Raw genomic sequence first — 20,552 nt, 5'->3', positions numbered from 1 at the left:
TTCATAGGTGTTTGATCACACTGCCCGTCAGCATGCGTAGCTCGTCGAACTGCGTGGCGAGTTCGAGGCACACGATAAAGGCCAGCATCGCTGATGGTCCCGGGTAACGCTCCATCCATCGCAGCGCCGGAGTGGCGCAGCGCACGCGAATCGCGTCTCGCGTCATCAGATAGGTGATTCCGGCACCCACGAGCGCGCCCGCCAGCAAGTCGGTCGGGTAATGAAAGCCAAGATAGGCACGCGGCAGGCAAATGACCAGCACCACATAGAGAATCGCCAGCACGCCGATGCCCCGCCACACGAGGAAGATGCCAGTGGCGACCGCCATCCATAACATCGCGTGGTCGCTTGGGAAGGAACTCCAATTCGACAGCTGTGCGTCCTCGATGACGTGACCCGCAAAGTGCAGATGCAGTTCGCCGCTAAAGACAGGGCGCGCTCTGAACGGTAACCAGTGAGCCAGCAATCTTCCGACGAGGAGCGCAAGAAGACCGCTGAAAAGCGTTGTGAGCACCATTTCTCGCCGCCATTCTCGACGCTCATCTGGCTGAAACCACATCCACCACAGCAACGGTATGAGTACGAGCCCTTTGAAGGTGTAGAGGTCGGCAATGACCTCTATGGTTTTGGCCGCGAGATAACCGAAGTGGAGGGAGGACAGATATGTCTCGATAGACGAATCGAAGCTATTCATAGTCTTGTAAGAAAATCGGACAAAGCCAATTTCCGATGCGACTAGCTCGTATCGGGCTCTGTCGTCGGCAAAGCCTTGAACCAAAGACGTTGCAACCGACGACGATAAGCAATAACGACAGCCTCCTTGATGCGCCCCGTCGATCGATGCATTGTCTAGTCCGTCTGACTCTCGTGCGTCATGGTCGTCTGCGGTCGATATTTGAACTCAACGGGGACGCAGTTCATAGAGCCGATGTTCAGGTAACGTCGCAACGAGTTGCCATCCATCAAGCGTCTCGGGTAAGCGCCGGTACGGGTCAAGTACCGCAAGATAGACCGTCGTGAACCGGCTTCTAAGGTCAGGAAAACGATCCAGCAGCTCAGTGGACCACGCGCGCAACATGTCGCCATTTGCCAGGACATTCGGTTTTCGGGTAGAGCTGTCGTCCTGGAACTCCCTCAATGCTACGTTCTCGCTCCGGTAAAGCACGGGTTGCTGGCCCGCTTTGAGATACAAATCGGGCACGAGAACGCCATTCACTGTTGCGAGCGCCACCACCTTGTCCAAATATGGGTTCCAGCGGTAGGGGTCCTTCCATGGAGAGCGGTCGGCGGTGTCCTGCTTGTACTGGAACAAGACGGAACCAGCCTTCAACGACGCGAACGTGGTGCGGTAAGTCTGAATGACAGGACTGCCGACCTGCCAATCCTCAGTTACGGTCACGATCCGGAAAACAAAGACAAGCGTGAGACCGAGTGCGCCGACTCCCTGGAGACGTGGCGCCACCGAATGTCGTACGCCAACCAGCGCAGTCAGCAAAAACGCGAAGCTGATCGCGCATCGCTCTATCACACCGTACGAAGCAAACGCGTCAAACGGTGCGAGCAGGACTACCAGCGGAAGCGAAAAGACGGTTATCCGGAATTCTGGCTGGCACGTCCACCATTTCAGAACCAGACCAATGACCACGAACAGGCTCAGACCAGCCACGATAGCCACATCGCCCGCACGATTGCCCACTGAAAAGACATCGATGCAAAGAGCGAGCTTCGAAAGTACGTGGGTAACGCCGAAATGGGTTGACCCATGAAGGCCGCCGGTGCTGCTGTGGATCAACAGTGCAAGGGGGAGCAGCAACGGAACCAGACTCGCGGCCGCGTGACGAGCCAGTGAATGAATCGAGACCTTCCCCTCTCGAAGAAGACAACCAAGTTCCCACGTGCCGACAACCAGAGCGAAAACGGCAAGCGGAAACAGATGGCAAAAATAAATGACAAGGGCACTGAAGCACGAAACGAGGACCCGCGCGAGGGTGGCCCGGCGCAACGTCACGTGCGCAGCGATCGCCCAAAAGGAAATCCCGAGACCAAACAGAAAGTTATCGTAGCCGCGTATGAGTATCCAGTTATAGAGCAGCAGGAAGCTGATAAACGGTAACCACGACCAACGGCCATTGGCAACACGGCTCAACACGAGGCAACCCGACGTCAATAGCGCGAGTTCGACGAGGGTAAACAGCCAGGCAGCCCATTCTACCGGTATCAGTTTCGTGAACCACGGTAGGGCGAGGTCCATGGCAAGGTCGGGCACGGCTTCCCACCGAACGACAAAATTTCTTGCATACGATGCCGGATGAGAAAGGATATCGAGCCGGACGATATTGTAAAAGTGTTGCCCAAGAGGAGGATACGGCGTGACGAAGAATGGCATCGACGCAACCACGGCCGCAATCAGCCACACACTCCACAGACGCAAAGGAGAAATGCCAGTGTTCATCGGGCTTCTGATAGTCATCAAAAACCTCGGAAGGTTGATCTGGAACCCTCCACGCAAGGTATTCTCGATTTGTTGGGTTATACGAAATGCACATTGCTTACGGAAGATGTCGCGTAGCTAAATCCGTGGCCGGCTTTCGATCTCATCGTGCTATATGTCATTTTTTTGACGAGTATACGCGCGCCACTGTAACCATTTGTTCGTCACCTCACACAAAGCTCAAGACATTCCTTTGCGCTCGCTCACGAAGGCACGGAGGTTCCTGGACAGGCGCGGGAAAAATGAAGCGATAAAGCAGACGAAATCGGTTTATCCGTCGCCGGTCACCAACGTCGTCGTCGGCTGTGCCGTTCGCTGGTATGACAGTTCGGCCTCTTCCTGCGCGGCAAACCGAACGAGACATGTAGAGACGACCACGCACGACAAGAATCTGCTATTCAAGGCGGTGGATTCGAGAAGCGCGGTTTGCCGTATGACGACTCGCCGACAGCACACAGAGGCCTCCTCCCGCGTCGAGGGCCTGGGCCCGCTAAGCCCCACGGGTCCAGACGTCCTTGCATTTCGTCATACGCCTTCGCACGATAGCGCGCGCCCTTGAAACGGTGCTGCGCGACTTCCTGATACGCAGGGCCTTCGTACCACGCGCGCGGCCTGTTTTCGAAGAGACTTCGCCGAGTAGCCACGTCAAACCGGTGTATCGACGGCCGAGCGTTACCCGGAGCGTTGTCTATGGGCCAGCAACTGGCCACGTTCGAAAGCGGAGCCGCGTCCTGACGATGCGCTGCTGATCGACTGGCCGACGCGCTGCGCGCGGGATGAGGAGACCGTTAGAAGGTCCTCGTGGATAACGGTTTTGCGAGCCGGTGACTGTGTGGAGCGTAAGTACCGCGCGTTGTACGCCGCCTTCTTGCACCGGTTCGAAGTGACGCCTCGACACTGCCAGCCTTTGTCACGCTTCTCGCAGCTTACTGCGCGGCAGGAATCCACGCAGCGGTGGCCGCATCACTCGAACGGAAGGCAGGGAATTTCTCGCCAAGATCCGCAATCGTTTTGATGTCGTTCTTCAACAGATCGTCGCGCGTGATCAGCGTCGGCTTTACCGCGATGTGATGACCCGGGTCCTGTCCTGCCACCAGCAAGGCCGCCGCACGTACCGACACGGCGCCGACCACGGCGGGATTGGTCGCCGCTGTCGCCACCCAGGCGCTGCCTGGCGCGCGGATCGCTTCGATATCGGCAGTCGAAATGTCCGCACTGTAGATGCGCAGCTTCGACGACAGCCTGGCTTCGTCAGCGGCCAGTTTGGCGCCGCGCGCAAATTCGTCGTACGGTGCGAACACGACGCGGATCTCCGGATGCGCGCGGTACGCGGCCGACGCCTGATTCGCAACGGACTGCGCGATCGGGTTATCCACCGTGCCCCAACGCGCCTTCTCCTGCACGTTCGGATGCGCGCGCTTGAAGTCGCGCCACACCGCGTCACGCCTGTCGAGCGGCGCGAAGCCCGCGACATACACGTAACCCGCTGCGAACGCGTCGCCGTTGTCCTTCACAGCCTGATCGAGCAACAGCGACGCGAGATCGTGATCGCTCTGCTCGATTTGCGGCACCTTCGGATTGGCGAGATCCACGTCGAACGCGACGACCTTGACGCCCTTGTCCAGCGCACGCTGCACGACGTCTTTCAGCGACTCCGGCAAGCCGTGATTGACGATGATCGCCGAGACACCCAGGCTGATTGCCTGCTGGATCTGCTCGCGCTGCTCCGACGCATCCTGGCGGCCCTCGTAGATGCGCAAGTCGACACCTAGCGCCCTCGCCTGCTTCTGCGCGCCCGCTTCGTAAGCCTGGAAGAAGTCACCCGTCGACAGATAGTTGACGAGCGCGATCCGCACACCGCCCTTGTCGAACGGCGCCGGTGCGCCTATGAGCGGCTCGCAATGTGCGGATACGGCAGACAGCACGGCAGCCGAGCACAACGTCAGTGCGCCCAGCGCACGCACCCAGATCGAACGGCTTTGAAACAGCGATTTCATCGAAAGTCCCCTTGTTTGATGCCTGATTACTGGCAGCGTCAGTTCCATGCGTGACGTGCCGGTTTCACGCCGTTCAGATAGTAGTTGCCGACGAGGTGATACTTCCATCGGACGGGATCGTGCAGCGTATGCGTGCGCGCGTTGCGCCAGTGACGGTCGAAGTTGTGTTCGCTTAGGGTCGACTGGGTGCCGGCCAGTTCGAAGAGCTTTTCGCCGGCCAGCAGCGCGATTTCGGTCGTCAATACTTTTGCCTCGCCGACGGCGACCGAGGCACGCGCGACATCGTCTGCCGTGGTCGCGCCTTTGGCCGAGAGTTCGTCGAGCGCGCGTGCAGCGCGTTCGAGCAGGGCTTCGGCGGCATGCAGCTGGACGTGCAGGCGGCCGATTTCACGCAGCGTAAGCGGATCGTCGCTGGCCTTGTCGACACCGCTGTCGACCCACGGTCGCGTGCGCGTGCGAACGAATTCGAGCGTATCGGCGATGGCGGCTTTCGCGATGCCTGCGTCGATGGCAGCCTGAATGATCTGCGACACGGGGCCATTGAGTGTTGGTTCGTCGGAAACGCGCTGCGCAGGCAGCACATGCGACGCCGGCACGCGCACGTCTTCCAGCATGACCGTACCGCTTGCCGTCGTACGCTGGCCAAAGCCGGACCAGTCGTCGATGACTTCAAGGCCCGCCGTGCCCTTGGGGATATACGCGAGCCACGCTTTGCGTTCTTCATCGAGGCCAAGCACGGGCACGTAGTGCGCGAATAGTGCCCCTGTCGAATAGAACTTCGTGCCGTCGATCACATAGTCGTCGCCATCGCGCCGCACCGTGGTCCTGAGATCGAGCACGTTCTTCGTGCCCTTTTCGGAGAAGCCGTTGCCGAAGCGCTTGCCCGCCAGGATTTCCGCAAAGAAATAGCGCTTTTGTTCTTCGGTGCCTGTCAACACGATCACATCGACCAGGCCGAAATGATTCTGCGGCAACTGGCCAAGCGACGGGTCGGCCGCAGAGACGATCTTGATGACCTCCGTCAGCGTGACGAACGACACACCCGCGCCGCCATACGCCTTCGGCACCGTGATGCCCCACAGCCCCGATTGCGAGAACCACTCGATTTCTTCGCGCGGCAACCGGCGCTCGCGATCGCGCTCGGATGCACCCGCCGCAATACGCCGCGCCAGCTCATGCGCGACGGCAATGGCTTGCGCATCGTCGGCGATCACCCGCACCGCGCGGGCATGCGCGTCCGTCTGCTGTTGATCGGCTACGTCGGTTTCGGCCATGAATGTCTCCCTTTGATGACGATTGGCACAATCTAGCAACGCTCGTCACGAACACAAACTGAGCGATTCGAAATTAGATATGACGTCGATGCGCGGATGGTTTTCTCGTCTCACACGCGCGCACCCGAACGCGAGCCGACACTGAATGTGAAAGCCAATGCAAACACGAGCAGCACGCCCTTGATGAAGTCCTGCATGTAGTACGGCGCGTTCAGCATGGTCAGGCCGTTGAGCAGCACGCCGACGAACACCGCGCCCACCACCGTGCCGAGCACGTTGGGCCGCTTCGCGCCCCATACCGCGTAGCCGACCAGCGCCGCCGCGACGGCGTCGAGCAGCAACGAATGCCCCGCGCTCACATCGCCCCGGCCGACGCGTGCCGCAATCAGCACACCGCCCAACGCGGCAATCGTCGATGACGCGACATAGGCCGCGATGCGATAGCGAGCCGTCGGCGCGCCGGCGAGGCGCGCGGCCGTTTCGTTGCCGCCGATCGCATAGATCACCCGGCCCCAGCGCGTCGCCTCCATGACGAAGCACGCCACCGCCGTCAACGCCGCCAGCAGCAGAACAGGCAGCGGCACGATGTCCAACAGGCGCGAACGCCCCAGCGCGAGAAACAGATCGGGAAAGCTGCCCGTCGCTTCCGTGCCGTCGGGCAGCACGGTGCCCGTCGCAAGCGAACGCCCGCCTGTCGGAATCAATTGCAGACCCGCCAGCAGGAACAGCGTGCCGAGCGTGGCAAGCTGGTCGGGCACGCGCAGACGTGTGATAAGCACACCATTGAACAGGCCCGCGACCACGCCGAATGCCAGACAGGCCAGCACGGCGCTCCACGCTCCGCCATGCCATACGATCAGCACATAGCTCGCGACCATTTGCGCGGTTGCAGCGACGCTGCCTACCGAGAGATCGAAGCCGCCTGCCGCCAGCGTGATCGTGACGCCTATGCCCAGCAGCGCGACGATCGAAACGGCCTGCAGAATGCTCAGCAGATTGTCGACGTTCAGAAAGGCCGGCTCGCGCACCGCGAACACGACGATCAGCACGGCCAGCACCAGCAGGATGCCCGTGCGTTCCAGATGCTCGCGCAGACTGCCCGAGCGCGGGCGCGCCGTCGATTCGGCAGGGACGTTCGTCGTCACGGACGGGGTGGTGGATTTCATGAATGAGGGAGAGCAACAAAAGAAAGAGAATCGGCGGGAGCCGCGCGCTCGAGTGTCGTACCGCGATCGAAATGCACGACGCGATCGGCGATTTCGAACGCTTCTTCGAGATCGCTGACGAACACCAGCGTGGCACGCCCCGCCGCACGCTTGCGCAGCAGTGCCACGATGTCGGCGCGCGCGCCTGCATCGACGCCCTGAAACGGTTCGTCGAGCAGCAACAGCTTCGATGGTTCCGCGTGCCAACGCGCGAGCACGACCTTTTGCTGATTGCCGCCCGACAGACGCGACAGCCGGTCGTCCGGTCCCGTGCAGCGCACGCCGAATGCGGCAATCGCCTCGCCGGCCGCCGCCCGCTCCGTCTCACGACGCACGAAGCCGCCCTTATGCCAGCGTGACAAAAATGGAAAACTGAGCGTGCCCGCGATCGATGCGAACGGCACGCTGTCCGGAAAGAGCGACGAGCGCCAGCGGTCCTCTCCCGCGAGGTAGACACCCGCGCGAATCGCGTCAGCGGGCGAGCGCGGTCGCCATGGCTGGCCGAGCAACTGCATGTCGCCTTGCACGGCGCGCGTTTCGCCAAAGATGACGCGCGCGAGACGCGATTTTCCGCCGCCGATGGGGCCTGCGATAGCCACGATCTTGCCTTCTTCGACGTCCAGATCGAAAGGTATCGAGGCTGGCGTCAGCTTCAGATCGCGCGCGCTGAACACCACGTTGCTGGATGTGCCGCTGTCGTGCGGTGCAGCGCGATCGGCGGGCAGTGCATGGCCGATCATCGTTTCTACCGCGGCGTCGAAATCGATGGGCGGACGCAGATCCGCCACGATGCGGCCATCGCGCATGACGGTCACGCGGTCCGCGATGCGGCGCAGGTCACCTAGCCGGTGAGACACCAGCAAGATCGCCGCGCCGTCGGCACGCAAACGCTCGATCAAGGCGAAAAGCCGCTCCGCTTCGGGCGCAGAAAGACTCGCCGTAGGCTCATCGAGAATCAGCAACGACGGATTGCTGGCCAATGCACGCGCCAGGGTCACAAGTTGCTGCCCTGCCAGCGACAGCGTATGCAACGGCGCAGACAGGTCGACTTCAAGTCCGACGCGCAGCGCAAGTGGCCGCGCGGCATCGACGCGCACCGCTGGCGTCATACGCCACGCAGACGCCGCATCGCAAAGCTGATCGAGCAACAGGTTATCCGCAATAGATAAGGCCGGTACCACGGCATCGGCGGTGCTCTGATGCACGGTCGCGACGCCAAGCCGTTTGGCCTGCTGCGGCGACGAAGGCGCGAAGGTTTCGCCGCGCAAAGTCAGCGCACCGCTATCCGCTCCGTAGACGCCGCTGATTATCTTGACGAGCGTCGATTTGCCAGCGCCGTTCGCGCCCATCAACGCAACCACTTCTCCCGCACGGATGTCGAGGTCGAGATGGGTCAGCGCAGTCGTCGCGCCGAATCGCTTCGTGATGGAGACGGCCTTCAGGACAGGCTGATTCATTGCAGGGAGGATCGCTTCTGGATGCATGACCGTTCATGCTAGACAAGCTCGTCCATGCCGCAAACGAATCGCTATTCATATGCTTAGTATTCTCAACCGCTTGATGGCATTTTCTGTCCCCGCAGTCATACCACCGCTATCGCGCCGACATTAGTCGCCATACGGATAACGATCTGCCAATCCGTTATTTACGTGCGGCGAGCGGTGATTTTTATACTCGCCATTGTCCAGCGCTCAACCCGCGTCGTGGGCTTCGCTACTGCCTTTTCAAAGGATGTGCATGACCTCATCGAACGCCGCCGATCTCTCCGTCGGAACCGACTACGAATCACTCGCCAATCGCTTTCGCCCAATCTTCGAGCGGATCGCCGAGGGCGCGGCACAGCGCGACCGTTCGCGCGAATTGCCGCATGAAGCGATTGGCTGGCTCAAGGACGCGGGCTTCGGCGCAGTGCGGATACCGGTCGCGCATGGCGGTGCCGGTGCGTCGCTGCCGCAACTGTTTCGTCTTCTGATCGAACTCGCTGCGGCCGATTCGAATCTGCCGCAGGCGTTGCGCGCGCACTTCGCTTTCGTCGAAGACTGGCTGAATGTGCCGCCCGGCACCGCGCGCAACACCTGGTTCGACCGTTTCGTGAGCGGACAACTGGTGGGCAGCGCGTGGTCCGAAGTGGGCGACGTCGCCGTCGGCACGCTGTCGACCAGGGTATCCCGACGCGATGGCCAGTACGTGCTGAATGGCTCGAAGTACTACAGCACAGGTAGCATCTTTGCCGAGTGGATCGACGTGCTCGCGAAACGCGAGGAAGACGGCGCCGACGTAATCGCCGCCGTCAGCACGAATCAACCCGGTGTGTCACGCAAGGACGACTGGGACGGGTTCGGCCAGACAACCACGGGCAGCGGCACGACGGTATTCACCAATGCCTCGGTCGATGCCCATAACATCATTGCGTTCGAGCGGCGCTTCAAGTATCAGACCGCGTTTTATCAGTTGGTGCATGTCGCCACACTGGCGGGCATCGGTGCGGCCATTACGCGCGACGTCGGCACGCTGGTGCGGCAGCGCAAGCGCATCTATAGCCACGGCAACGCGCCGCACGTGAGCGAAGACGCGCAGATCCAGCAGGTGGCGGGCGAAATCGCCTCATGGGCCTATGCGGCACAGGCGCTGACCGGGCAGGCGGCGCAGCCTTTGCAACGCGCGTACGAAGCCCGTTTTTCCAACGATGCCGAAGCGCAGCATCGCGCCAACGTCGATGCGGAACTCGAATCGGCGCAGAGCCAGCTGGTCGTGTCGGACCTCGTATTGCGCGCGGCGACGCATCTGTTCAATGCGCTCGGTGCGTCGGCGACCAGCACCACGCAGGCGCTCGATCGTCACTGGCGCAACGCGCGCACCGTGTCGTCGCACAATCCCCTCGTCTACAAGGCGCGCATCGTCGGCGACTGGGTGATTAACGGCAAGGAGCCGCCGTTTATCTGGAGTATCGGCAACGGCCCCGGCCGAGGGAGCAAGTGAGCGTCATGACCAAACCCATTCGCTTCAATGCATTCGAGATGAATTGCGTCGGTCATCAGTCGCCGGGCTTGTGGGCGCATCCGCGCGACCGCTCCTGGCAATACAAGGATCTCGAATACTGGACGGATCTCGCGAAGGTATTGGAGAAAGGTATTTTCGACGGCATCTTTATCGCCGACGTGATCGGCTATTACGACGTCTACAAAGGCAACAACTATCACGCGCTGCATCAGGCCGCGCAGATTCCCGTCAACGATCCGCTGCAACTCGCCGCGCCGATTGCGATGGTCACCGAGCACCTTGGCATCGGCATCACGGCGTCGACGAGCTTCGAGCATCCGTATACCTTCGCGCGCCGCCTCTCGACCGCCGATCATCTGACGAAGGGCCGGCTCGCGTGGAATATCGTCACGTCGTATCTGGAGAGCGGCGCGAAGAACATCAGCGAAGGCGGATTGCGCGATCACGGCAATCGCTATGAAGTCGCGACGGAATACGTCGAAGTCTTGTACAAGCTTCTGGAAGGAAGCTGGGAAGACGGCGCGGTTGTCCGCGACCGCGAGAAGCGCGTGTTCACAAACCCGGAGAAGGTCCACGAAATCGGCCACAAGGGCAAGTACTTCGAAGTGCCCGGCTATCACCTTTGCGAGCCTTCTGCGCAGCGCACGCCGGTGCTCTTTCAGGCGGGTGCATCGGGTCCGGGTAAGGCATTCGCTGCGCAGCACGCCGAATGCGTGTTCGTCGCCGCGCCGACGCAAGCCGTGCTGAAAAACTACGTGAGCGATGTGCGACGCCAGGCAGCGGAAGCAGGCCGCGATCCGGACAAGCTGCTTATCTACAACCTCGTCACCGTGATCGTCGATGAAACGGATGCGAAGGCGCAGGCGAAGTTCGAAGAGTACAAGCGCTATGTGTCGTATGACGGGTCGCTCGTGTTCATGTCGGGATGGACGGGTATCGACTTCGGCCAGTACGCGCCCACCGATCTCGTGAGACGCGTCGAAACCAACGCCATCGTCTCGGCCGTCGAACATCTGTCAGGGGGCGACAAGGCATGGACCATCGAGGAACTCGCGATCTGGGGCGGCGTCGGCGGCATGGGTCCTGTATTCGTCGGCTCACCTTCGACGGTGGCGGACATCCTGCAGCAATGGGTCGAGGCGACCGGCGTTGACGGATTCAATCTTGCGTATGCCATCGCGCACGAAACGTTCGAAGACGTCGTCCATTACCTCGTGCCGGAGTTGCAGCGCCGTGGCGTGTACCCGACCGCGTACACGCCCGGCACGCTGCGCGAGAAGCTGTTCGGCGACGGTGCGCGTCTGCCGCAGACGCATCCGGCTACCCGCTTTCGCGATATCGAGCGGGTCAAGCGCGAGTCGCAACAGGTGCAGCCGGTCACGGCAACGCCCACCCTTGCCGAACCCCATGCGGTGAGGTAAGCGCGTTACGGCCCGTCATACCGCTGTTCACATTCCTGCGTCTATCCGGCCGTGCCAAGCGCTTATGCGATCTTGCCCGTGCACGCTTCGGCAAGCATCAGAAGAACAATAGCGTGCGCAGTTCGATACTCCGACGCGGTCTTGCGTCCGGCGGCGACGACGGATCATCGAATGCCGTATGTGCTGTCAGCCGCGCGACACCGTCGCCAGCGGAATCGTAGATTTTCAGGAGCAGGACTTCTTCCGGCTTCATCAGCGGAAAGTAGTACCAGCGGTGCTTCGGGTTGTACACGAACGCATAGGTCTCGCCGACTTTGTCCTGATAGATCAGATCCGCCGGCACCAGATCAGTCGGCGCGATACTGCGCGCATCGCACAACGCCAGCGGCGACGATTCGACCGTCGATCCGATCGGACGCCACAGGTTGACGATCGCCACCCTGCCTTTGAGCAGTTCTTCCGCTTCGTGCGGCGGCAGGTGATCGCGCACGCGGCGCGGACCCGATACGAAGGTCTGGTCGTTGTGAATGAACTTGACCGGCTCGCGCACGTTGCCTGGACGCGCCGCATGGCCATCGCGAATCGTGTGATCGAAGATGACGGCGCGCGTCGCGCCCGTCCAGCGCCTTAGCAGCGCCTCCGACTCGGGATAGTAAATGCGTTCTATCGCAGCAGGGTCCGTGAAATCGCGGAGCGCGCTCGCGTGCTGCCGCAACTCGAAACCGTTGCGGTCCAACGATAAACCACCCGGCGGCGGCGAAACCCGCGCATTGACGATATTCACACGCTGCGTCCGATACACGCCACTGCGCTGCGGCACGCCAGCAGGCGGCTCATAAGCGTAGGTAGCGGGCTTTTCCCCCGTCGCGACGAGATAGTTCAAGGCGGCTTCGACGACGGCCGGCTGTTCAATGACGACATCGCTCATTAGTTGCGCTCCTTGCCTGCGAGTGAACGAATTCAGTCCGGCGCTATTTCGCCGATGATCTGACACGAATCGGATGTGACTGTGATGTTGAAGTAGCCGGCGCGCGCATAGCGGGCAATGCGTTCGAGGCGCTCAGGATCGTCCTTCCACGTATGCTCTGGTACAGACGGCACAGGCCGCGCCTGCGCGCGCTGACGCACGAATTCGAACGGATGAAGCACGGCCAGACGGCAAAACGATGCGAGGCTCATCGACATGATGCGCCCTCCTGCTCATGGCAACAGTTGAATCTAGTCAGTGAAGTGGCAATGCACAAACAAGCATTTGTGCTTTGCTTTGCAACGTTTGGACCTTGTATAGGCTGGCCGTTCGAAGCGCGTGGCGCGTCTGCGCAGCGGCACACCCGCCGACGAAAGCCGACGCGCAGTCTGCTTCCCAAGGCGCGTCGGTGCGTCGGATGCACCGATGCTCTACACGATTTGCACATTCCTTCCGCCACGCTATCAATGTGCAAAACGCTTATTTGGGCGTCGCAAGGGTGGCTTTTTGGGCCGCTCACGAATGCCTCTTGAACGAATCAAGCGCACATCGTAGTTCGATCAAAAGCCGTTGAAAACGAATTGATCCGCACAACGATGTCAGCAGATGCAACAGCGTGGGCGGCTCAGAAGCGTGACTTACGACGACATCGGGACACCTCGCCAGCGGGACCAAAGCGGTTGTAAGATTGCTCGGGTGCCAGTTTGCCGGTCGTCCAGGGCCCCTTCGCAATGAAACTACTTCCAAAGCAACTGAACACCCGCCTGCAACTGCGCAAGCAACTGCGTCGCGCCAGCGGCTTTCAAATCGCTATTGCGCATCGCCTGCGACAGCTTAACGTGGAGGATTGGCGCACAGTCACTGCTGCGCAAAGCTTTTATTTTTCGCCTGAATACCTGCAAATGATCGAAGTGGCCGGTCCGGCCAATCTGGAGCCGCGCTACGCCTTGATCTCGGATGACGACGGACCGCGAGCCGCAGTTTGCATGCAAATCGTCCAGGTAAGCCTCGAGCACTTCGGTGAACCAGGCAAGCGCAAACTCAAAGTGCCGCTCACCGAGCGTATTCTTGTCTGCGGCAACCTGCTCAGTTACGGGCAGCACGGCGTTTGTTTCGCGCCCGGCAGTACTCCTGCGGAACTGTGGCCCGCCGTGGCGGACGCACTGTATCGTACCCGGCGATGCGAAAAGCTGGACGGACAGACCAACCTTATTGTGGTTAAGGACATTCTCGAAGCCGACAAGGAACCCAGCGCCTGCCTCGGCAAACTCAGCTATTCCGCCGTCGAAACCGAACCCAACATGGTGCTGACGCTACCCGAAGGCGTCCATACCCACGCTGACTATCTTGCCAATCTTGCTTCCAAGTACCGCAATGCGGTCAAGTCCCAGATCTACAAACCGTTCGATGCGGCTGGGTTCCGGATGGAACGTCTTGACGACGTGGCGTCGGTTACTGGACATCTGCAAGATCTTTACCTGCAGACCCACACCAATGCCAGGTTGCGGCCATTTATGCTGGATCAGGAATACTGGCCAGCGTTAGCGGCAGCCGCCGGCGCAAGAATCGTTTTCCACGTCGCGGTCAAGGGTAGCCATATTTATGGCTTCGTTGTCACGCTCAAGGACGCGGACACGGCGGTCGTCTGGCACATCGGTTTCGATCGCGAAGCTGCTACCTATGGCGTGCCGCTTTATCTACGCCTTCTGCATGCGTCGCTGACGCAGGCAATCGATTTCGGTTGCCGACGCGTCTCTTTCGGCAGAACGGCGCTCGCACCCAAAGCCCGCATCGGCTGCCGGCCGGAGCCGATGCAGGTTTGGGTGCGCCACCGCCAGCCTTTGCTGAACCGGGCGATCAGCCCTTTGCTGCGACTGATCCAGCATGAAGACGCGCCGGAATACTCTCCGTTCAAAAAAGACAACCAACCGCTCTGAAGCGCTTTGATATCTGCTCGAAGCAATCCATCAGGCCGCGGACCGCGGCCTACGTGACCGTCAGCTGCTGCGCGAGCCTGGCATCGCCTCCGGTTCGCGGTCCACACGCCGAAATTCAATGGTTTGCTGTCGGAGTTTTCACGCGTCAAGATCCATGTCGGTGCTGTTGCAGTTTGTGTTGTGTGTTCTTTTGTCTGCCGCGGCACCGCCTATGTGTCTGCCTGAGCGGTCGAAAACACGAACTCGCCTAAAGAGCCATGTCGATAGCCAACGCGTCGAGAGGCTTGCGCTGATAGCCATTCGTCGAGGAAGCAGGCGATGACGTTCTGAAAGGTTTGCGCGATCGAGCGATGCTGTCGATGCTGCTGCGGCACCGCCCGAGAGCGCGCCACATTAACTTACCCGCGGAGTTCTATGCAAAACGCTGGGAGCGGTACGGATCCATCAGGTTCACCATCACGCCGTCAAGCAATTCGGTCGTGATGAACTGAGACAGTCCGGCCGCAAGACTGATGCCTGCGTTCGTTGTAATGGAAAGCACGCCGGGCAGGTCTTCAGAACGGCTCACGACGGGCAGTCCATCAGCGGGAATGACGCGACGCGTTTCGGTCACTTTCTCCACGACGGCGTCCTTCAAGCCGGGCAGCACGCGCGCGGCGACACGTACAAGCTCCTCGGGGTCGGGCGTGCCTGGATCGCCAACGGGCGAACCGGAGAAGTGCCTGGCGATGACCACACGACCGTCGATGCGCTGGATCGCGTGAACATGCGAGCCAAGAATGACCGAATCGAAAATGCGTGGCAACGGCGCGAGATGGACGACGCTCCCCATGCTGTGGATGAGCGGTGCCTTAAGCCCCGTGCCTTCGACGAGTTCCGGGTTCGCGATGCCGCCCGCGAAGATGAGAATGTCGGCCTCGCGCTTGCCACTTCCGCTCTGGATCTCGTAACCGCCCGCCGTCTTCGCGAAGCCTAGATACGCATCGTGTGGCGAGTATTGCGCCCCGTGTGCGACCGCGGCATCGAGCATCCTTGACGTTAGCTGCACCGGGGACATCATCCCTTCGTCGGGCGTGTAGAAAATGTCCGTCTCGGCTCCCGGCTCAAACCCCGGCTCAATCTCGCGTGCCTCGGCCGCGGTGACGCGGTACGTCGGGCTGCCCCAGCGCAGGCGCCGGTCCAGTTCCGCCGCGAGTTCCCGTGCCTCCTCGGTGCCGGGCTCGGCGCTTTGAAAGCAGCCTGACCAGCGAATCGGCAGACCGTCGATTTCGCTTTGCAGGTAACGCCAGCGCAGGTGCGACAGGCGATGCAGATTGAAGTAATGCTGCGCGCCAACTTCGCCAAGCGAGTCCGCATTGCGGAACTTCGTCTGATTCGTTATCCACGCGAATGATCCAGAAGTGGCGCCTTTCGCGACTTCGTTCTTGTCGAGCACGGTGACGCGCGCGCCGCGTTTCGCGAAATCATAAGCGAGTGTGGTGCCGATGATGCCAGCGCCGATGATGATGACTTTAGGTGCCGAATTCATAGAGTGCCTCTTTGCATTGGTGCAAGAAGTGTTGCCAGGGTGAGATTCTTAAGTCCGAGTTGCTGTGGCTGACCGGCGTCAGCGATGGCTACGCCGTCCTTTCCGCTCAGCTGCGAGCCTCTCTTCGCTGCAGAGAGTGTTCGCTGGCGCTCGCTGCCATGCTCGGAGCATTCGCCGCGCCGAGCGACACGTTACGGGTCTCGGGAGCCATGCGAACCGATACGAGCAGGCCAATCAGGCTGATCCCACCCGCGATAAGCAGACCAGTCGCGCTTCCAAAATGGACTAGCACGGTAGGAAGGAGGAACGTTCCTGCCGCGGCTCCGATGCGGCTTGCAGACATCGCGAGTCCCATACCGGTTGCACGAAGATCAGTCGGAAAAACCTCGTTCGGGTAGATGAATTGCAGCCCGGAGCCGGCAGCTTCAGCCACCGTGAAGAGAACGAACAAACCGATCGCAACCGTGGCAATGTTCGACATCGGCGTTGCCAGAAGAAAAAGCGCGAGCGTTGCAAGAACGAAAGAGACCAGACAAAGCGTGCGCCGACCGACGCGGTTGACGACGAACATGCCGATCGCAGTTCCGACGATGGCAAATGAAATGATCACGAGCGAGCCGGCGAGTGGCTGAGTGACGCCGAGCGATTTCAATAGCATCGGTTGAAACGTCTTGATTGCGAACGAAGGCGCAATCTGACACATCCAGAAGATCGAGCAAAACACCAGCATGCGCCCATAGCCTCGCGAAAGCAGTTCGCGGATTTTGGACAGCCCGAGGCCACGCCCGGAGGTGCTGACTCGGGTTTCAGCAACGAGCGCCTCAAAGTCAACCTGCGGCCCAAGATGCTGTGCCACGATGCCACGAGCGGCGTCTACGCGTCCTGCGGAAATCAACCAGCGCGGCGACTCGGGGATGTTAAGGCGCAGCAGCAGGAAGATTGCCGAAGGAATCGCAGCGCTTGCAAGAATGTAGCGCCATACACCGCTTTCGCTGCCGCTAACGATCAAACCCGTTGCAAGGCTTATGGTGTATCCGACCCAGAGCAAAAGCACGAGGCTCGCGAGCACCGGCCCGCGAAGCTTCCGAGGCAGAAATTCAGCTGCCAGCGCGGTCGCTATGGGATAGTCCGCGCCCAGCGCAACCCCCATGACGAAACGAAGGATGAACAACGTCGTCACGTCATGCACGAACAGGTGCGCGAGTGAGCAGATAACGAATACGGCGAGATTAAGCACATACATCTTCTGGCGGCCGAAGCGGTCCGTCATGGGTCCGAAAACCAGGCCGCCGGCGAACATGCCGATCAGGCTCGACGCGCCGATCAGACCGATCTGCAGCGCGTTCAGCGCGAGGTCCTTCGCAATGAACGGCAGCGCTACAACGATGATCCCTAGCAGATACCCGTCACAGAACGGTCCCCCTGCCGCCACGAGGGCTATCCTCTTATGAAAGCGGCTCGGAGGTAAATCTTCGATGCCGACGAGTGCCTTGCCCATATGTGCCTCCAAACGTTACCGAATCAAATGACGGGATTTGTTTTTCTATTCAGCTAGGCTAAGGTGGGGGCACAATATCGGTCAATGTCAGATTTTATTCACCAAATATCGAAGGATTCGATATGCTGTTCAGCGAGGAGATCAACACGTTCCTGGCGGTGGTCCGCTCGGGAAGTTTGCTTCAGGCGGCCGAGATCGTATCTACGACGCAATCGACAGTCTCGTATCGGATCCAGTCCCTCGAGCGCCGGTTAGGACATCCGCTGTTGCGGCGTTCGAGGGGCGCGCGGGGCATATCGCTGACGGCGGAAGGTGAGCGTTTTCTCGACATTGCCGAGCGCTGGAAAATGCTCGAAATAGAGGCTGAGCAACTTCAGGCGAACCAGGTGCGGCACCTCGCTGTCGGTTCCGTGGACGCCGTTGCAATCAACGTGCTACCGCCGTTTGTCGCTGCGCTCTCTAATGAGACACCGCCTGTCCAATTACATATGGAAAGCTCGCGCTATTTCCAGCTCGCTAACCGGGTTGTTTCTGGTCACCTTGACGTAGCCTTCACACTGACTCCATCCGAACACGTCGATCTTGTTTCAAGAAAGATCCGAGACTATGCGATGTTTGTGGTCTACGCTGCGTCGGGTTCAGCCCCGTTGCCCGAAGTTCTCGACATGACGGATCTCGATCCATCAAGAGAAATTCATCTGCCGTGGTCGCCTCAGTTCGATCTATGGCGCGCTCGGCGCGGGTTTTCGCGGCACGTAAATTGGGTGGAGAAAGCACACATGCTGGCGCCGATGCTGAGAAACGGAGCGTGGGCCATTGTTCCTGCTTTTTTAACGACGCCATTGGCCAAGGAAACCGGATGCACGATCCATCGGATCGCTTTAAATCCACCCGATCCGCTTTCTCTTTTCATGATTTTGCGCAAACAGAGTGGCGATCCCAATGCACGACTGCAGCAACTCATCGAGATGGCTCTCACAGCCCTCAAATGACGTGACGCGGCAATAGAAGGAGAGGCCGGCGAAGATCACCTTTTCACGCTTCGCTTGCGGGTCTTCTTCGGCGTTGAGTCCGGCACTATCCGCGCCATTTTCTCCATCAGCTCGTCGTGCTCCTCGCGCAGCACTTCGATGAACGCGGACGCCAGCCGTTCGCGCGGCCGGTGCGGCGGGAACAGCAGATACATCGGGAACATCACCGCCGGCGAGAACGGCCGGATCGCGATGTCCGGCCCGACGAAGTCCAGCGCCACGCCTGGATGTGCGAGCGTCACACCCATGCCGCAGCGCACCAGCTCGCAGCAGATCGCCGTATATTGCGCCTCGATCGCCAGCTTGCGTTCGACGCCCGCCCGCAGGAACACCTCATCCATCTGCGCGCGCGTGCCGTCGCCGTGACACAGCGAGATGAACGACTCGCCCTCGAGATCAGCGGGCCTGATGACAGCCTTTGAAGCAAGCCGGTGCACCGCCGGCATCACGCACACGGCGGCCACTTTGGACAGCATCTCAACTTCGCAATTCGACGCCTCGCTGATGTACACCGCCACGCCCAGATCGCAGAACTGCGACGCCGTCCAGTGATTCACCGTGCCCGACGTATTGACGTGCAGCGACACGGTCACACCGGGATGCAGCGCCTGAAAACGCTTGATCGCATGCGGCACGAGTGTGAGACCCGCTGAAGGCATCGCCGCGATGCGCAGACGCCCACTGCCCAGATTGCGGATCTGCGCAGCGGCGTTCGTGAGCCCCTGCAAGCCGACATACGCGCGCTCCACTTCGCGGAAAAACGCTGTGCCCTCGCTGGTTGGAATCAGCCGCACGCCGCTGCGCTGGAACAGCAGCAAGCCGGTCTCACGCTCCAACTGCGAGATCAGACGGCTCACATTCGGTTGCGACGTGAAAAGCGCTTTGGCCGCCGCCGTCATCGACCCGGCTACCATCACCGCCCGAAATGCCTCGACATGTTTCAGGTTCATCGGCTTCAACCCATATCAACAATGTATAGATTGCTATTTTATTCGTATTGGACTATATGACCATCCCGGCACAGACTGTGATGCATGGACACGCCACCAGAGCGTCCATTCCCACACTGACTGGAGATCGCCGTCATGCAAGAATCGCCGCGCCGCCGTTGCCGTTCTACGCTCCGCGCCCTCGTCTCCGCACTGTCCGTCGTCTGTCTGACCGCTCCCTTCCACGTCCACGCCGAAACCACGCTGTATGTCGCGAACGTCGGCGGCTCGAACGAGCAGTTGTACCGGCAGAAAGTCATTCCGCCGTTCGAAAAAACGCATGACGTGAAGATCGTCTATGTGGCGGGCAATTCAAGCGACACGCTCGCGAAGCTTCAGGCGCAGAAAGGCCATCAACAGATCAACGTTGCGGTGATGGACGACGGCCCCATGTATCAGGCGATGCAGCTCGGCCTGTGCGCGAAGGTCGAGGATGCGCCCGTGATGAAAGACCTCTACCCGCTCGCGCGGCTGGGCCCGACGGCCGTCGGCGTCGGCATGGTCGCGACGGGCATCGGCTACAACGAAGAGGCATTCAGAAAGCTCGGTCTGCCCGCGCCCGATTCATGGCAGGCGCTCACCGACAAGCGCCTGAAGGGCAAGCTCGGCGTGCCGCCCATCACCAACACGTATGGACTGCATACACTCGTGATGCTCGCGCGCCTGAACGGCGGCGGCGAAAAGAATATCGACCCCGGCTTCAACACGATGACGAAGCAGGTCGCACCCGACGTGCTGTCGTGGGCGCCGACGCCCGGTGAGATGGACGGCCTGATGCAGGCGGGCGACGTCATCATGGCGCCGTATGGCAGCGGTCGCGCCGTCGCGTTGCAAAACACGGGCTTTCCGCTCAAGTTCGTGTATCCGAAGGAAGGGGGCGTCGCGCTGCAGGTAGCGGCCTGCGCGCTCGCCGAGAACGCACAGCCGAAGCTGTCGCAGGAGTTCATCCAGTATCTGCTGAGCCCCGAAGTGCAGGCAATGCAGGCGCAAGCAATCGGACTTGGCCCCGTCAACCAAACGGTCAAGCTGACGCCCGAGGTCGCGGCGCGCGTGCCGTATGGTCCGGAACAGGTGAACAAGCTCACGGCGATGGACTGGACCACGATCAACCAGCATCGCACGGAATGGACGGAGCGCTGGAACCGCTCGGTCGAACGCTGAGCGGCGCAACCGCCTCATAGCCGCTCAACAGTTCCTACGTCCCGACTCCGCAC

Annotated in this window: 16 protein-coding genes; 5 read left to right on the top strand and 11 right to left on the bottom strand. The window is 60.6% G+C overall.

Going from position 1 to position 20,552, the window contains the following annotated elements; genetic code table 11:
• Nucleotide 1: 1 nt before the first annotated feature.
• The 6 genes from QFZ94_RS33590 to QFZ94_RS33565 form a co-directional block, all read right to left on the bottom strand.
• Nucleotides 2-694 (bottom strand): phosphatase PAP2 family protein, encoded by a 693-nt coding sequence (locus QFZ94_RS33590; RefSeq protein ID WP_429462312.1) that lies wholly within the window; start codon nucleotides 692-694, stop codon nucleotides 2-4.
• 207 nt (nucleotides 695-901) lie between these two features.
• Nucleotides 902-2,452, bottom strand: a complete 1,551-nt coding sequence (locus tag QFZ94_RS33585; RefSeq protein ID WP_429462309.1) for a hypothetical protein — start codon at nucleotides 2,450-2,452, stop codon at nucleotides 902-904.
• A gap of 965 nt (nucleotides 2,453-3,417) precedes the next feature.
• Nucleotides 3,418-4,488, bottom strand: coding sequence for a substrate-binding domain-containing protein (locus QFZ94_RS33580; RefSeq protein WP_429462307.1), 1,071 nt, complete (start codon nucleotides 4,486-4,488; stop codon nucleotides 3,418-3,420).
• A gap of 38 nt (nucleotides 4,489-4,526) precedes the next feature.
• A complete protein-coding gene (locus tag QFZ94_RS33575) occupies nucleotides 4,527-5,762 on the bottom strand; it encodes an SfnB family sulfur acquisition oxidoreductase (RefSeq protein WP_429462305.1) in 1,236 nt (411 codons plus the stop codon).
• Nucleotides 5,763-5,872: 110 nt separating this feature from the next.
• Nucleotides 5,873-6,928 carry an ABC transporter permease gene (locus QFZ94_RS33570; RefSeq protein ID WP_429462303.1) on the bottom strand — a complete coding sequence of 352 codons (1,056 nt, stop codon included), beginning with the start codon at nucleotides 6,926-6,928 and terminating at the stop codon, nucleotides 5,873-5,875.
• Nucleotides 6,925-8,424: a sugar ABC transporter ATP-binding protein gene (locus QFZ94_RS33565; protein ID WP_429462301.1), complete on the bottom strand. Its 1,500-nt coding sequence runs from the start codon at nucleotides 8,422-8,424 to the stop codon at nucleotides 6,925-6,927. The genes QFZ94_RS33570 and QFZ94_RS33565 overlap by 4 nt, the downstream gene beginning before the upstream one ends.
• 280 nt (nucleotides 8,425-8,704) lie before the next feature.
• On the opposite strand from QFZ94_RS33565, the gene QFZ94_RS33560 reads away from it, so the two are divergent.
• Entirely contained in the window at nucleotides 8,705-9,946 is a 1,242-nt protein-coding gene (locus QFZ94_RS33560) for an acyl-CoA dehydrogenase family protein (protein WP_429462299.1), read from the top strand.
• 5 nt (nucleotides 9,947-9,951) lie between these two features.
• Complete coding sequence (locus tag QFZ94_RS33555) at nucleotides 9,952-11,388, top strand: LLM class flavin-dependent oxidoreductase (RefSeq protein ID WP_429462296.1); 1,437 nt, start codon at nucleotides 9,952-9,954, stop codon at nucleotides 11,386-11,388.
• Nucleotides 11,389-11,485: 97 nt separating this feature from the next.
• Here the strand turns inward: QFZ94_RS33555 and QFZ94_RS33550 are convergent, their stop codons facing one another.
• Entirely contained in the window at nucleotides 11,486-12,316 is an 831-nt protein-coding gene (locus tag QFZ94_RS33550; RefSeq protein WP_368581627.1) for a CmcJ/NvfI family oxidoreductase, read from the bottom strand.
• Nucleotides 12,317-12,348: 32 nt separating this feature from the next.
• Nucleotides 12,349-12,573: a hypothetical protein gene (locus tag QFZ94_RS33545; protein ID WP_429462293.1), complete on the bottom strand. Its 225-nt coding sequence runs from the start codon at nucleotides 12,571-12,573 to the stop codon at nucleotides 12,349-12,351.
• A 513-nt stretch (nucleotides 12,574-13,086) separates the two neighbouring features.
• Between QFZ94_RS33545 and QFZ94_RS33540 the strand changes: the two genes are divergently transcribed.
• Nucleotides 13,087-14,292: a GNAT family N-acetyltransferase gene (locus QFZ94_RS33540; RefSeq protein WP_429462291.1), complete on the top strand. Its 1,206-nt coding sequence runs from the start codon at nucleotides 13,087-13,089 to the stop codon at nucleotides 14,290-14,292.
• Nucleotides 14,293-14,704: 412 nt separating this feature from the next.
• Here QFZ94_RS33540 and QFZ94_RS33535 read toward each other — a convergent pair whose 3' ends face one another.
• Complete coding sequence (locus QFZ94_RS33535; protein WP_429462289.1) at nucleotides 14,705-15,820, bottom strand: NAD(P)/FAD-dependent oxidoreductase; 1,116 nt, start codon at nucleotides 15,818-15,820, stop codon at nucleotides 14,705-14,707.
• Nucleotides 15,821-15,926: 106 nt separating this feature from the next.
• Nucleotides 15,927-17,318, bottom strand: coding sequence for an MFS transporter (locus QFZ94_RS33530; RefSeq protein WP_368581623.1), 1,392 nt, complete (start codon nucleotides 17,316-17,318; stop codon nucleotides 15,927-15,929).
• 122 nt (nucleotides 17,319-17,440) lie between these two features.
• Here QFZ94_RS33530 and QFZ94_RS33525 point away from each other — a divergent pair, with 122 nt between their 5' ends.
• Nucleotides 17,441-18,310, top strand: coding sequence for a LysR family transcriptional regulator (locus QFZ94_RS33525; RefSeq protein WP_429462285.1), 870 nt, complete (start codon nucleotides 17,441-17,443; stop codon nucleotides 18,308-18,310).
• A gap of 35 nt (nucleotides 18,311-18,345) precedes the next feature.
• Here the strand turns inward: QFZ94_RS33525 and QFZ94_RS33520 are convergent, their stop codons facing one another.
• Nucleotides 18,346-19,299, bottom strand: a complete 954-nt coding sequence (locus QFZ94_RS33520; protein WP_368581622.1) for a LysR substrate-binding domain-containing protein — start codon at nucleotides 19,297-19,299, stop codon at nucleotides 18,346-18,348.
• A 135-nt stretch (nucleotides 19,300-19,434) separates the two neighbouring features.
• Here QFZ94_RS33520 and QFZ94_RS33515 point away from each other — a divergent pair, with 135 nt between their 5' ends.
• Complete coding sequence (locus tag QFZ94_RS33515) at nucleotides 19,435-20,499, top strand: ABC transporter substrate-binding protein (protein ID WP_429462283.1); 1,065 nt, start codon at nucleotides 19,435-19,437, stop codon at nucleotides 20,497-20,499.
• Nucleotides 20,500-20,552 lie beyond the last annotated feature (53 nt).

The organism is Paraburkholderia sp. JPY465, assembly GCF_050436725.1.
Taxonomy (GTDB): domain Bacteria; phylum Pseudomonadota; class Gammaproteobacteria; order Burkholderiales; family Burkholderiaceae; genus Paraburkholderia; species Paraburkholderia youngii.
This window is presented reverse-complemented; position numbering and strand designations above follow the sequence as displayed.

Bases quoted from the DNA above. Each gene is read 5' to 3' on its own strand.
- QFZ94_RS33590 (WP_429462312.1), bottom strand. From the start codon at position 694: ATGAATAGCTTCGATTCGTCTATCGAGACATATCTGTCCTCCCTCCAC.
- QFZ94_RS33585 (WP_429462309.1), bottom strand. From the start codon at position 2,452: ATGAACACTGGCATTTCTCCTTTGCGTCTGTGGAGTGTGTGGCTGATT.
- QFZ94_RS33580 (WP_429462307.1), bottom strand. From the start codon at position 4,488: ATGAAATCGCTGTTTCAAAGCCGTTCGATCTGGGTGCGTGCGCTGGGC.
- QFZ94_RS33575 (WP_429462305.1), bottom strand. From the start codon at position 5,762: ATGGCCGAAACCGACGTAGCCGATCAACAGCAGACGGACGCGCATGCC.
- QFZ94_RS33570 (WP_429462303.1), bottom strand. From the start codon at position 6,928: ATGAAATCCACCACCCCGTCCGTGACGACGAACGTCCCTGCCGAATCG.
- QFZ94_RS33565 (WP_429462301.1), bottom strand. From the start codon at position 8,424: ATGAATCAGCCTGTCCTGAAGGCCGTCTCCATCACGAAGCGATTCGGC.
- QFZ94_RS33560 (WP_429462299.1), top strand. From the start codon at position 8,705: ATGACCTCATCGAACGCCGCCGATCTCTCCGTCGGAACCGACTACGAA.
- QFZ94_RS33555 (WP_429462296.1), top strand. From the start codon at position 9,952: ATGACCAAACCCATTCGCTTCAATGCATTCGAGATGAATTGCGTCGGT.
- QFZ94_RS33550 (WP_368581627.1), bottom strand. From the start codon at position 12,316: ATGAGCGATGTCGTCATTGAACAGCCGGCCGTCGTCGAAGCCGCCTTG.
- QFZ94_RS33545 (WP_429462293.1), bottom strand. From the start codon at position 12,573: ATGTCGATGAGCCTCGCATCGTTTTGCCGTCTGGCCGTGCTTCATCCG.
- QFZ94_RS33540 (WP_429462291.1), top strand. From the start codon at position 13,087: ATGAAACTACTTCCAAAGCAACTGAACACCCGCCTGCAACTGCGCAAG.
- QFZ94_RS33535 (WP_429462289.1), bottom strand. From the start codon at position 15,820: ATGAATTCGGCACCTAAAGTCATCATCATCGGCGCTGGCATCATCGGC.
- QFZ94_RS33530 (WP_368581623.1), bottom strand. From the start codon at position 17,318: ATGGGCAAGGCACTCGTCGGCATCGAAGATTTACCTCCGAGCCGCTTT.
- QFZ94_RS33525 (WP_429462285.1), top strand. From the start codon at position 17,441: ATGCTGTTCAGCGAGGAGATCAACACGTTCCTGGCGGTGGTCCGCTCG.
- QFZ94_RS33520 (WP_368581622.1), bottom strand. From the start codon at position 19,299: ATGAACCTGAAACATGTCGAGGCATTTCGGGCGGTGATGGTAGCCGGG.
- QFZ94_RS33515 (WP_429462283.1), top strand. From the start codon at position 19,435: ATGCAAGAATCGCCGCGCCGCCGTTGCCGTTCTACGCTCCGCGCCCTC.